Raw genomic sequence first — 13,303 nt, 5'->3', positions numbered from 1 at the left:
AGAAGCCTCTTTTCATCTGTAAAGTGATAAAAGAGGCTTTCTTTTATATGTACAATATTTTTTGATTTTATTACCTTTTACTCAACGCCAATTTCAAAGCGAATAGAACAAAAATACTGCCCGTAATTCGGTCCATATATTTTACAAACTTGGGTTGCTTTAGATAGCGCGAAAGTGGCTGCATAGCCAGAATTAATAGACTTGACCATAACACGCCAATCACCACATGAATCATTACTAGCCCCATCACCCAAGTAACAGCCGATGCTTGCGCTGGAATGAACTGGGGAAGAAATGAAATATAAAAAATGCCAACTTTTGGATTCAGCAAGTTGCCAAAGAAACCTTTAATAAACCAATTCTCTGAAGTAGAGCGATTTGAATGATTGTCTTGTATATCTGCGAGCTGACTACGAGGTTTTAAAATCATATTTAAACCCAGCCATGCTAAATAAGCGGCGCCCATCCATTTCAATATATTGAATGCTAAGTCGGATGCCATCAGTAGGGCACCTAGACCGCATGCCACGACAATTCCCCAAGCAATACAGCCAAGACTAATTCCTAGAGCTGCTTGAAACGCTTTAGATTTTCCTTCAATTGTTGCAGTACGAATAATTAAAGTTGTATCTAAACCAGGGGTAAGGGTAAGTAAAGTAATGGCAATTAAATAAGGAATGAGTATGGTGGTCATGGTGTAAGGTCCAACGGATACTTGGTATAAAGTGTAATATATAAGTTAGATTCATTATGCTGTGCGATATCAAATTTTCCTGATTAAATAGTTTTTGGTACACTCAAAAAAATGGGCAAATAAATGGAGAGCAATTTGGATTTTGCATTACAACTGCTCTCAATGTGGTTAAAAGAAAGAAAAATTCAAAACCAGTCTGAGCATACAATTACTGCTTATGAGCGAGATGTTAGAAGCTTCCTTGAGTTTTGTGAGCTTAAAAAAGTTGATTTAAGAAATGTTGAAGCTTCAGATTTACGTGAATATTTGGCTCAACGTGTTGAGCAAAATCAGTTAAGTTCAAGTAGCATGCAACGTCATCTTACTTCTATTCGTCAGTTTATGAAGTGGGCTGAACAGGGCAAATACCTAGAAATTAATCCTACTGACGATTTTAAATTGAAACGTCAGCCTAGACCTTTACCGGGCATGATTGACATAGAAACGGTTAATCAAATTTTAGATCAACCCATGCCTGAAAAACCAATTGATCAGCAGCTTTGGTTAAGAGATAAAGCCATGTTGGAACTACTGTACTCAAGTGGTTTACGGCTCGCTGAACTGCAAGGCTTAACAATTAAAGATATTGATTTTAATCGTCAACTCGTTCGTATTACAGGTAAAGGAAATAAAACCCGTATTGTACCGTTTGGGAAAAAGGCAAAAGAAAGCTTATTGAATTGGCTAAAAATTTATAATATCTGGAAAGGCCATTTTGACCAAAATGCTTCCGTTTTCATTTCACAGCGAGGCGGTGCATTAACTCCTAGGCAAATTGAAAAGCGTGTAAAACTTCAGGCACAAAGAGCGGGTGTAAATGTCGACTTACACCCACATTTACTTCGACATTGTTTTGCTAGTCATATGTTATCAAGTAGTGGTGATTTACGCTCAGTTCAAGAAATGTTAGGTCATAGCAATTTATCGACTACTCAAATTTATACACATATTGATTTTGATCATTTGGCCCAAGTGTACGATCAGGCCCATCCACGAGCCACCAAGCATTAAGCCGCTTTAGCTGGGTTAAAAAAGCAGAATGTAGAGATCATTTGTATTTTTTTACAAATTTGTTTAAAAGAAATCGATGAAATTACCCAATTGACCATTTTGATGTTTGCCTATTTTGTCGGCATATATAGTCTAAAAACTATAAATTTTGACTCTTTTTTGAGAGTCTTATGCCTCTGACTAATAAGGTAAATAAGATAAAAAGATAATAAAAATCAATGTATAAAATAGACTTTAAAAAGAATAAAATAGGAGTTAGATATGTATAAAATTTTTTTTATGAACTGATGATTTCATTTTTTTTGCCCCGTTCCAGAAAATTGTGACTTGACCGAAATGCCAAACACATTGCAAGATAGGGTACCTAAAAAATTTTAATCGAAGAGTTAATATACTTTTCTCAACATTTACTTTTGCTAGAACAGCCGAGGATTACATGAAGGCTCTTGTTGCTGTAAAACGTGTGGTTGATGCCAACGTTAAAGTTCGTGTTAAGCCGGACAATAGTGGGGTTGACCTTACCAACGTTAAAATGTCAATTAACCCATTTTGTGAAATCGCAGTGGAAGAAGCGGTTCGCTTAAAAGAAAAAGGAACAGTATCAGAAATCGTTGTTGTTTCTATTGGTCCTAAAGAAGCTCAAGAACAAATCCGTTCTGCAATGGCTTTAGGTGCAGACCGCGGTATTTTAGTTGAAACTACTGACGAAATTGGCGCTCTAGAAGTTGCTAAAATCTTAAAAGGTGTTGTTGACGCTGAAAAACCAGAACTTATCCTTCTTGGCAAACAAGCAATTGATGATGACTCTAACCAAGTAGGTCAAATGCTTGGTGCATTATTAGGCGCTGGTCAAGGTACGTTTGCTTCTGAAGTGAAAGTGGATGGCGGTAAAGTACAAGTGACTCGTGAAATCGACGGTGGTTTACAAACTGTTGAACTTGCACTTCCTGCAATCATTACAACTGACTTGCGTTTAAACGAGCCACGTTATGCTGCATTGCCTAACATCATGAAAGCTCGTAAAAAACCGCTTGATACTAAATCTCCTGCTGATTACGGTGTTACAGCTGGTACTAAGCTTAAAACGATTAAAGTTGAAGCGCCTGCAGAACGTAAAGCTGGTGTACAAGTGAAATCTGTAGATGAGCTTGTTGAAAAATTGAAAAATGAAGCGAAAGTGATCTAATACGGAAGGATAAAATCATGAGTATTTTAGTTATCGCTGATCACAACAACCAGACACTTAACGGTGCTACTTTAAACGTTGTTGCTGCAGCTCAAAAAATCGGTGGTGATATTACTGTATTAGTTGCTGGTTCAGGCGCTCAAGCAGTTGCTGACGCTGCTGCTAAAGTTGCTGGTGTGAGCAAAGTATTACTTGCTGACAACGCTGCTTATGCAAACCAATTAGCTGAAAACGTAGCTGGCTTAGTTGCTGACTTGGCTAAAGGTTACAAATACGTTTTAGCTGCTTCTACTACAACTGGTAAGAACATTCTTCCACGTGTTGCTGCGCTTCTTGATGTAAGCATGATCACAGACATTATTTCTGTTGAATCGGCTAACACATTCAAGCGTCCAATCTACGCTGGTAACGCAATTGCAACTGTTCAATCTGACGAAGCAATCATTGTGGGTACTGTTCGTGGTACAGCATTTGATCCAGTTGCTGCGGAAGGTGGTTCAGCTGCTGTTGAAACAGTTGGCGAAGTAAAAGATGCTGGTGTTTCTAAGTTTGTATCTGAAGAAATCGTTAAACTTGATCGTCCAGAATTAACAGCTGCTCGCATCGTAGTTTCTGGTGGTCGTGGTGTAGGTTCTGGTGAGAACTACCACAAAGTACTTGACCCATTAGCTGACAAGCTTGGTGCAGCACAAGGTGCTTCACGTGCAGCAGTTGATGCAGGCTTCGTACCTAACGACTTCCAAGTTGGTCAAACTGGTAAAATCGTTGCACCTGAGCTTTACATTGCTGTAGGTATTTCTGGTGCGATCCAGCACTTGGCTGGTATGAAAGATTCTAAAGTTATTGTTGCTATCAACAAAGACGAAGAAGCGCCAATCAACAGCGTTGCTGACTACTGGTTAGTTGGTGATTTGAACGCTGTAGTGCCAGAGTTGGTATCTAAGCTTTAATCTTTATTGATTAAAGTTAAAAACCCCTAGTTTTGAACTAGGGGTTTTTTGTTTTTACAGTCTGAAGTTAGAAGTAAAAATTAGAAAATTTATGCTTTGGATGTTTGATTTTTATAAAATAAAATTCACATAGTTTTGATTAGGCATGAAGATAATGATTGCAGCTAAAAGAGTAGAATAATATGCAATTAAATTATACAAATATCACCAGATTGGCAGTGTAGATTCCGCACATTACAGAGCGCTTTTATGCTATAGTATACAGCTATATTTTTTTCGATTTTAGTTCACTTTCCGGAACTAAATTTTTTGCAAGATCAAGACATATAAACGGATAGAAATATCTATCTGTAAGAAGGAGTATGCATGAGCGTATCGGAAATCCGACCGATTGCCATTGAGGACGAACTCAAGCATTCATATTTAGATTACGCGATGAGTGTAATTGTATCTCGTGCATTGCCGGATGTGAGAGACGGTCTTAAACCTGTTCACCGTCGTGTGCTTTATGCCATGCACGAATTGGGCAATGACTATAACAAAGCCTACAAGAAATCTGCTCGTGTCGTTGGGGACGTAATCGGTAAATATCACCCGCATGGTGACTTAGCTGTTTATGAAACCATTGTTCGTATGGCTCAAGACTTTAGCTTACGTTATTTATTGGTTGATGGTCAGGGTAACTTCGGTTCGATCGATGGTGATAGCGCTGCGGCAATGCGTTATACCGAAGTCCGTATGACTAAGCTGGCACATGAGCTTCTTGCAGATTTAGAAAAAGACACAGTTGACTGGGAAGATAACTACGACGGTTCGGAACGTATCCCTGAAGTACTTCCGACACGTGTTCCAAACTTGTTAATTAACGGTGCTGCTGGTATTGCTGTAGGTATGGCAACTAACATGGCACCACACAACATGACAGAAGTTGTGAATGCTTGTTTGGCTTATGCTGACAATCCGAATATCTCGATTGAAGGATTGATGGAATACATTACTGGTCCTGACTTCCCTACAGGCGGTATTATTTACGGTAAATCAGGTATTGTTGATGCCTACCGTACCGGTAAAGGTCGTTTACACATTCGTGGTAAATACCATTTCGAAGAAGATGAAAAGACAGGTCGTACAACCATCGTCTTTACTGAAATTCCATATCAAGTAAACAAAGCAAGAGTTATTGAACGTATTGCCGAGTTAGTAAAAGAGAAAAAGCTTGAAGGTATTTCAGAACTTCGTGATGAGTCTGATAAAGAAGGTATGCGTATTGCAATTGACTTGAAACGCGGTGAAAACGCAGAAGTCGTTGTAAATAACTTATTCTTAAATACCCAGCTTGAAAACTCATTCAGCATCAACATGGTTTGTCTAGACAATGGACAACCAAAATTGATGAATCTAAAAGATATTATTGCGGCATTTATTCGTCACCGCCAAGAAGTTGTGACACGCCGTACCATGTTCGAATTACGTAAAGCACGTGAACGTGGTCATATCTTGGAAGGCTTGACAGTTGCCTTAGCCAATATTGATGAAATTATTGAAACCATCAAAACTTCTGCAAACCCTGCTGAAGCGCGTGAGCGTTTACTTGCGGGTGAGTGGGCAGGTGGTGGCGTTGTTGCACTACTTGAAAAAGCTGGTGCAATTTCTGTTCGCCCAGATGAAATTGAAGGTGAAGATCCAAATCGTCCATTTGGTTTAAGTGATTCAATTTATCGTCTGTCACCAACACAAGTAGGCGCAATTTTAGAATTACGTTTACACCGTTTAACTGGTCTTGAACAAGACAAGTTACATGCGGAATATACTGAAATTTTAGGTCAAATTGCTGAACTTACTGCAATTTTAAATGACTTCAACTTGTTAATGGGTGTTATTCGCGAAGAGTTGGCACAAGTTTTACAACAATATGGCGATGCACGTCGTACCGAAATTGTTGAATCTCGTGTTGATTTCTGCCGTGAAGATTTAATTCCAGAAGAACAAGTGGTATTAACGGTTTCGCAAACGGGCTATGCAAAAACTCAACCACTTTCAGACTATCAGGCACAGCGCCGTGGTGGACGTGGTAAGTCTGCAACCTCTATGAAAGATGATGACTTTATTCAACATCTGATTGTGGCATCGAACCACGCGACCGTACTTTGCTTTACCAACGTGGGTAAAGTGTACCGTTTGAAAGTATTTGAGGTTCCTCAAGCATCACGTGGGGCAAAAGGCCGTCCAATCGTGAACTTGTTACCTCTAGATGCAACAGAAACCGTAACTGCAATCTTGCCATTAACCGAGTTCCCGGAAAACCACTATGTGTTTATGGCGACAGCTTCTGGTACGGTTAAGCGTGTTGAGTTAGAACAATTTGCAAACATTCGTTCAAATGGTCTACGTGCTATTGAACTTAATGAAGAAGATACCTTAATTGGTGTTGCGATTACTGATGGTAATCAGCAAATCATGTTGTTCTCTAACGAAGGTAAAGCAATTCGTTTTGCTGAAACTGACGTACGTGCAATGGGTCGTACAGCGAAAGGTGTACGTGGTATGCGTGTAAGCTTTGCAAGCAGCACCTTAAGTGAAGAAGATGCAGATGTAGAAAATGATGATTCAGATGATAATGATGATTCAGCAGATTCAAGTCTAGTAAGTCGCATCGTATCGCTTGTTGTTGTGCCTGAGACAGGTGAAGTACTGTGTGCGAGTGCCAACGGCTATGGTAAACGTACTCCAGTAAATGACTTCCCGACCAAGAAACGTGGTGGTAAGGGTGTTATTGCGATCAAGACAAGTGAACGTAACGGTGAGCTAGTTGGTGCAGTTTCTATTGATGAAACCAAAGAGTTATTATTAATTTCTGATGGTGGTACGCTTGTTCGTACGCGTGCTGCAGAAGTTGCAATGACAGGCCGTAATGCTCAAGGTGTTCGTCTGATCCGTTTAAGCGAAGAAGAAACGCTTGTTGGCGTAGTTTCAATTGAAGCTGTAGAAGACGAAGAAGAACTTCTTGAAGGTGAAGTAGATACGACTGAAACTGATAGCGAAGAAGCTGTATCTAATAATGAAGATACTTCTGAAGAGTAAAACGTTTTAAAATAAAAAAGGAAGCTTCGGCTTCCTTTTTTATTTCTGATTTATTTCGAGGGATGGAAAATAAATACATCATAGTTTCTGTAATGCAAAGTTTTTACTGACGGGTCTTTAGTTGCAAAATTATGAGGTTGACTTACCACGATCAGATCTTGTTTTTGCATTAGAGCATCTTGAAGCTGCTGTTCGCTCCACAAGTACTTTTTGAGTTGCGGTTCAAATAACAAACCATCTTTAATTTCTAAAGAGGCACTATCTGAATGCACAGTATCCCATTGATTTACGATATAAACGGGCTGCTTAAGTTTTAAAAGGAATGGAACATCATAGAAATAATAATTGTAGAAAACGATTTTTGTAGATGGGGCAATGTACTCAGCAAAATCTGTTTGGCCTACATTGTTTTTGGTATCTAAAATACGAACAGCAAATGGGACTGCACTACATAGAACAATTAAACTTATAAAAATATAGGTCAAATAGTTCAATTTCTGTTTTTTATATAGCCACACTAACACAAGTGGAAGCACAATTAATAAGGCACCAATGAGATAAATAAATATGGTTTGGTTTTGGAAAAAAGGCTGATGTGCACGAATAAAATGTGGTATTGCACTAACGCCAATTCCAACAAGTACAGTAAATACAGGAATACCCCAAGTCTGCAATCTGGTTTTATTACTGCTTTCAAGAACCTTATTCATCACAAGCGCGAAGAAAATGGCAAGAGGTGGAACAGCAGGTAAAATATAGCCTGCTAGCTTAGAAGGCGGAATAGAGAAGAAAACCGTAACAGAGACAAACCACCATACAAGCAGGGCAAGTAAAGAGCATGATTTGTAATCTTTAAAAATGGTTTTTATAGACGTAAATCTACTCGCAAAAAGCCATGGTAAAAAACTGACAAATAAAATCATCAGATAAAAACACCATGGCTGTTTGTTATTAAACTCTTTTGAACTAAAACGATTAAATTGTTGATCAATAAAAAAATAGTGTAAAAATTGAGGATATTTACTTTGTACTAAGTAGAGCCACGGACTAACGATGAGTAAAAATAACAAGATAGCCAATGGATTAAGAAGAAAAGGTATTTTCTTCCATTGCTTAGTGTAAATTAACCACGGTAAAAGAATCATCCCGGGAATTAAAACCCCAATTAAACCTTTGCTTAAGAAGGCTGCTGCACCAGCGATATAACCTAAAAATAAAATAGATTTCCGTGCAGAAATGGTGAAGTCAACAAAACATAAAACACTAATGGTGATCCAAGAGGCGAGCAGTAAATCATGGTTAATATATTGGCTACTACCAAAAAAAAGCAGGTTAGTGGCTAAAATAATAACGGTAAGTTGTGCAACGCTTTCTGAAATATGCTTTTTTACGAATAAAAATAGACCGATTAGCATGAGTGTAGCGGCTAAAACGGGTACTAAACGTAACACCCATACATGCACGCCAAAAAGCTCCATAAACATAGAACTTAACCAATGTAGTAAAGGAGGCTTATGCATGAAAGGTAAACCATCGATTCGTGGAGTTAACCAGTCTCCAGATTCGAACATAGTACGGCTAATATCTCCGTAGCGACCTTCGTCTGGTACAGATAAAGGTCTAATCCAAGACAAAACAAATAGCCAAATTGGTAAGAATATTAATAAAAATTTGGAACTACGAAGCCATTGCTGCATACATAATCCTTAATGTTGGAATGCAAAAAAACGGTTAAGTAAAAAAGTCACCATAGATGTCAGAACAATTGCAGTACACACTAAGGTTGAAACAGGTACGTTAAAATAGAGGTTTGAAAGTAAAAGAAAACTTTCATTAAATAAAAACCCTAAGCCGGCAGCCAACGTGAATTTTGGGAGAGTCTGCCGATGCGTAAGATGTTGCGCTTTAAACGTAAAAACGCGGTGCCCAAAATAGCTCACCCAATAGGCGAGTAGAAAAGCGCATAAATTGGCATATTGCAGTGCAACATGTTTCTTAAATAGAAGCATGGCTACACTATAATGAGTAAGTGCTGCTGCGGTCCCTGTAGTAGTAAACCGTGCAAGCTGAAGAATATGAGTAAACATTAGAAACTAGAGAACGTATTTTCTTGGTGGGTGATTGAATGTTCCTGCTTAGTACGAGAATGTTCGGTAGAAATAATATATTTTGGGCGGTTTTTAACTTCAGCATAAATGCGGCCAATGTATTCACCTAAAATTCCAATGAATAATAATTGAATGCCACCTAATAGCGTCATACCTGCCGCAAGTGTTGCCCAGCCCGGAATGGAAATTCCCTCAATCAAAGTTTTAATGATAATCCACACTCCGTAGCTCATCGCACCTAAGGCCAGAATTGCACCTAAGTAAATACATACGCGTAAAGGTAAATCAGAAAAACCCGTTAAACCTGACATGGCCAAGTTAAAAAGAGATTTTAAGTTGAAGCTAGAACGGCCATGTTGACGTTCTTGCTCAGAAAAATTAATGCCTATACTTTTAAAGCCAACCCAAGCATATAGACCTTTCATATAACGATTTTTTTCTGGTAACTGTTTGATTGCTTCAACAACTTTTGCATCGAGTAGCCGGAAGTCTCCAGCACTTTCTGGAATATCAATAGGTGAACTTAAGTTTAAAATACGGTAATAAGCTTGGGTTAAAACACGTTTAAGCCATGATTCGGTTGTACGATTACGAATACCATAGACCATGTCATAACCATTTTTCCAAAGATTAATCATGGTTGGAATTGCTTCAAATGGATGTTGAAAATCAGCATCAATCAGTAGAGCAACTTCACCAGTCACATGGTCTAAACCAGCACTTAAAGCTGCTTCTTTGCCAAAGTTCCGTGAAAGCTCCAGCACAACTAAAGGATAATCCTCAATCATTGTTTGTAAAATTGGAATGGTATCGTCTTTACTTCCATCATCTACCACAATAATTTCATAGCTAAGATTTTGCTGTTTTAGACTATTTGCCAAAGCAGGAATAAATGTTTTTAAATTTTCTGCTTCGTTGTAGGCTGGAACAACGCAGGATAAAAAGGGTTTTATATTCATTGCATTGCCCCTAGTCTGGTGAGCTGGATACCGTATTGTTGACAATCAAGTTGGAATTGATCCGAACTGAAGTATTGATATTCTTGAATTCGGGCGTGTTGAATTGGATCTTGATCCTTTGATTGTGCAAGTGCTGGATGGCACATAATCAGTAAATGGTCTTTTGCATTCGCAAGCCAATATTGATTGAGTTGGCCATAATTGGTCAGTTTGAAATCATAGATGCCAGCAAATTGGCCATTTTGATTAAAGTGATATGTCTGGCAAGCTTTTGCCAAAGAGTTAGAACCTAATGCTGAGAGCATACGAGTTTTAAAACGGTAAGGAGGGGGATTGATCGGCTGTTGTAAATTTCGAATCCAACCCGTAAATTTTTTCTCTTTTAGTAATTGCAGCAAAATATCACGTATAAATGGAAATTGATGAATATGTTGATGACCATCTATAAAGTCAGGTTGTTTTCCTAATACTGAAACAAATAAGTCCCATTGCTCCTCAATACATTGAGTGATTAATTCGCGATTAAGACTTGCAGACCATGCTCGGACTATAAGCATAGGTAAGGGAAAAACCAGATTACCCGAAGCGAAAGCATGGGTAAGATTTAAATGTAAACCGATATCAACTCGATCACTAAACGGTTTTAATTTGGCAGCAGCAGTTTCCCATAAATCAGATTGGGTCATACATGAGGTGGCTTGAAGCGCACCTTGTTCAATAAGTTGAATAATTGCGTCAGATATTTCTGCATTCATTGCAAAGTCATCTGCGCAATAGCACACCTTTGCCATATCTAAATTCCACCATAGGGCAGGGTTACAGAATTATTCTGCTTAGCTGCTGAAAAACTATACGTTTTTAATATGGAGAAATTTCCTTAATTCCAACTTAAAGTTTTCTTAAGGTTTTATGACAATTGATGTAAATTAATTATTTGAATTTATTTAATTTTTTATAAAATTTAAGTCAATTTTTTTAAGAAATAAGCTTTAACTATAAGATTTTATAGTAAATAAAAATATAATCTGTACACTTTGATTAGCCTGTAAATAAGTTTATTTAGATACTTTTAAACGTGAATAGGCAGTAATTAAAAATATAACCCCAATAGTCGCAAGAAAAATTAATTTCGGGGCCACGACATTTAAAGGAACGCCCATTTGATTAAGTTGTACAAACATCTGTACGCCGTGTGTAGAGGGTAAACACCAAGCAAACCATTGCAACCATTCAGGCATGGCTTGATGAGGCCAGGCGGCACCAGTTAATAAGAAAAGAGGAACTGAGCTAAATACAATAATATGACCGGCACGTTCCGGCATGTCTAAAAGTGAGCCAATCAGCATACCTAGTCCAATTACACAGCTAATAAAAATAGGAACAGCGACTAGCAAACCGATAAAGTTTCCACCGTGTGGATAGTCATTGAACCACAAGGTAAAACCAAAAAGATAAAAACTTCCTAAACAACCAATTGTAAAGATACTGGCAAAAATTCCTGCAAAACGAATAGGGGTAATTTTTTCATGTTGTTCGCGGTAACTTGCAACCAGCATGGCCAGACCTAACACAATTGTTTGGTGAATAATAAGTGATGCAACTGCAGGAAAAATATAACTACCGTAGCCTGAAAGCGTATTAAATAAAGGCATTTGATGAATAGAAAGAGCAGGCTGGAAGTGTGTACGTTGTCCAAACCTTTCAATATATTCCTTTAAAGTTGCTTCAATAGAGGTGGCAAGGCCTAACCCAATTTCTTTAGTTTTTAAAAAGTTGGTTGTGCTTAAGTATAAGCCGATTCCGCCAGTTTCTCCGCGGCGTAAGCTCTGCGTTAAATTGCTTGGTAAAAGTAAAATACCATCGGCTTTTTGTTCACGAACCATTTGTTCAGCTTCAAGAAAATTACCAGTGACATCAACAATTTTAACGTGAGGGCTATTGGCTGTTTGACCAATGACTTGAGAAGTTAAAAGACTTTGTTCTTCATCAACAATGACAATTGGAATTGATTCTGCGCGCTCAGCTTTATAGGCTGTCGGATAAAAAAAGCTATAAAGAATGACGGATAAAATAAGTGTTGTGAAAACTGAACTGTTACTAACAATATCTTTAAATGTTTGAACGTAAGCCTTTAAAAATTCCTTCATGGTGTTGCTCCTTGAACCAGTTTTTTAAGCAGCAAACAACTTAAAAAGAAATAAATAAGGCAGTAGCCAATAAGTATTAAGAAAGGAGACATCGAAATGAAAAGTGGACTTCCAATCACCCATTGTTCGGTCTGGAGCTTTGCATAAGGGGTGTACGGAATAATCAATGACCAAAATTTAGTGAAAATCGGTGCATTATTTAATGGTAGAGTAACGCCTGCAAAACTTAAAGAAGATCCGCCATATACTGCAATAAAACCAAAAGTTTTACTTAAATTTTTGGTCGCGAGAATGACGGTACTACTAATTAAAGCATAAGAAAAATAAAGCAAGAACTGAGCAGCTAATAAGAAACTTAGTGAACCTGCTACAAACCAGCCTCGAATTTCAACCAGCCAAAACATCCATAACCAAGTCCAGAAACAGAAAATAAAGCTATACAGCAAATTTTTAGCCAATAAGCCTTGAATAAAACTCTCTTGGTTCACCCACTGTGTTAGTGTGCCGAGTTTAATTTCTTGTCCAATGGCAAATGCCACACAGCAACATAGTAATAAATGTAATACGGCTGGAACCATGAAGGGTTCTAAATAGAACTCATAGCTCATGCTTGGGTTATAAAGCGTTGAAATTTTGACGTGTGCTGTAGGTACATCTAAATAGGGAATATTATTTGCAAGATAATTCTGGCCAGCATAGTCTGCTAAAGCATTGAGAGTGCTGACTAACATCGCCGAGGAAATCGTATTCCCGACACTAAAAAAAGATTGGTTAAAAGCAATACTGATTTGAGCATCTTGAGCTTTCACAAAACGTTTTTCGGCACCACCCGGAATAAAAACATAACCCCATATTTTGGTTTCATTGAGTAATCTCTCGGCTTCACTTGAGCTTGTAGTAATTGTTTTTACATCGACTGTATGATTTAGTGAAAGATACTTTCCAATATTACGGCTTAGTTCACTCTGGTCTTGATCAATAATGGCAATGGGTAAATGTTCAGCTTTACCTGCATAAAACATGCTGCTAAACAAAAAAATGATAAAAGCAGGGATGAGTGTCACCATACACAAATCCCATTTATTGCTTCTTAAATAGTTTAGTTCACGTAATATGCTGGCAAACATG

Annotated in this window: 11 protein-coding genes; 4 read left to right on the top strand and 7 right to left on the bottom strand. The window is 38.0% G+C overall.

Annotation, left to right across the window (positions count from 1 at the left end; genetic code table 11):
• Positions 1-70: 70 nt before the first annotated feature.
• Complete coding sequence (locus EGT34_RS06750) at positions 71-694, bottom strand: LysE family translocator (protein ID WP_000207640.1); 624 nt, start codon at positions 692-694, stop codon at positions 71-73.
• Between the two features lie 162 nt (positions 695-856).
• Between EGT34_RS06750 and xerA the strand changes: the two genes are divergently transcribed.
• The 4 genes from xerA (at position 857) to gyrA (ending at position 6,961) form a co-directional block, all read left to right on the top strand.
• The gene (gene xerA, locus EGT34_RS06745; RefSeq protein ID WP_070148719.1) at positions 857-1,744 is read left to right on the top strand and encodes a site-specific tyrosine recombinase/integron integrase; all 888 of its coding nucleotides are present in this window, start codon (positions 857-859) and stop codon (positions 1,742-1,744) included.
• Positions 1,745-2,180: 436 nt separating this feature from the next.
• A complete protein-coding gene (locus tag EGT34_RS06740) occupies positions 2,181-2,930 on the top strand; it encodes an electron transfer flavoprotein subunit beta/FixA family protein (protein ID WP_000646179.1) in 750 nt (249 codons plus the stop codon).
• A gap of 17 nt (positions 2,931-2,947) precedes the next feature.
• Positions 2,948-3,880 carry an electron transfer flavoprotein subunit alpha/FixB family protein gene (locus EGT34_RS06735; RefSeq protein ID WP_000025985.1) on the top strand — a complete coding sequence of 311 codons (933 nt, stop codon included), beginning with the start codon at positions 2,948-2,950 and terminating at the stop codon, positions 3,878-3,880.
• 366 nt (positions 3,881-4,246) lie between these two features.
• Entirely contained in the window at positions 4,247-6,961 is a 2,715-nt protein-coding gene (gene gyrA, locus EGT34_RS06730; protein ID WP_000116444.1) for a DNA gyrase subunit A, read from the top strand.
• A 50-nt stretch (positions 6,962-7,011) separates the two neighbouring features.
• Here the strand turns inward: gyrA and EGT34_RS06725 are convergent, their stop codons facing one another.
• The 6 genes from EGT34_RS06725 to EGT34_RS06700 form a co-directional block, all read right to left on the bottom strand.
• Positions 7,012-8,658 carry an ArnT family glycosyltransferase gene (locus tag EGT34_RS06725; protein WP_001188095.1) on the bottom strand — a complete coding sequence of 549 codons (1,647 nt, stop codon included), beginning with the start codon at positions 8,656-8,658 and terminating at the stop codon, positions 7,012-7,014.
• Between the two features lie 9 nt (positions 8,659-8,667).
• Positions 8,668-9,048 (bottom strand): GtrA family protein, encoded by a 381-nt coding sequence (locus EGT34_RS06720; protein WP_000494034.1) that lies wholly within the window; start codon positions 9,046-9,048, stop codon positions 8,668-8,670.
• The gene (locus tag EGT34_RS06715; RefSeq protein ID WP_001022408.1) at positions 9,048-10,028 is read right to left on the bottom strand and encodes a glycosyltransferase family 2 protein; all 981 of its coding nucleotides are present in this window, start codon (positions 10,026-10,028) and stop codon (positions 9,048-9,050) included. Before EGT34_RS06715 ends, EGT34_RS06720 begins: the two co-directional genes overlap by 1 nt.
• Positions 10,025-10,819 carry a ChbG/HpnK family deacetylase gene (locus EGT34_RS06710; RefSeq protein ID WP_001140937.1) on the bottom strand — a complete coding sequence of 265 codons (795 nt, stop codon included), beginning with the start codon at positions 10,817-10,819 and terminating at the stop codon, positions 10,025-10,027. The genes EGT34_RS06715 and EGT34_RS06710 overlap by 4 nt, the downstream gene beginning before the upstream one ends.
• Positions 10,820-11,083: 264 nt before the next feature.
• Positions 11,084-12,175 carry an ABC transporter permease gene (locus EGT34_RS06705; protein ID WP_000657714.1) on the bottom strand — a complete coding sequence of 364 codons (1,092 nt, stop codon included), beginning with the start codon at positions 12,173-12,175 and terminating at the stop codon, positions 11,084-11,086.
• Positions 12,172-13,302, bottom strand: a complete 1,131-nt coding sequence (locus tag EGT34_RS06700; RefSeq protein WP_322907789.1) for an ABC transporter permease — start codon at positions 13,300-13,302, stop codon at positions 12,172-12,174. The genes EGT34_RS06705 and EGT34_RS06700 overlap by 4 nt, the downstream gene beginning before the upstream one ends.
• Between the last annotated feature and the right edge of the window lies 1 nt (position 13,303).

The sequence above is a fragment of the Acinetobacter sp. FDAARGOS_558 genome, from assembly GCF_003937785.1.
GTDB lineage: Bacteria > Pseudomonadota > Gammaproteobacteria > Pseudomonadales > Moraxellaceae > Acinetobacter > Acinetobacter baumannii.
The sequence above is the reverse complement of the archived record's forward strand: the minus strand, read 5'-3'. Positions and strand labels throughout refer to the sequence as shown.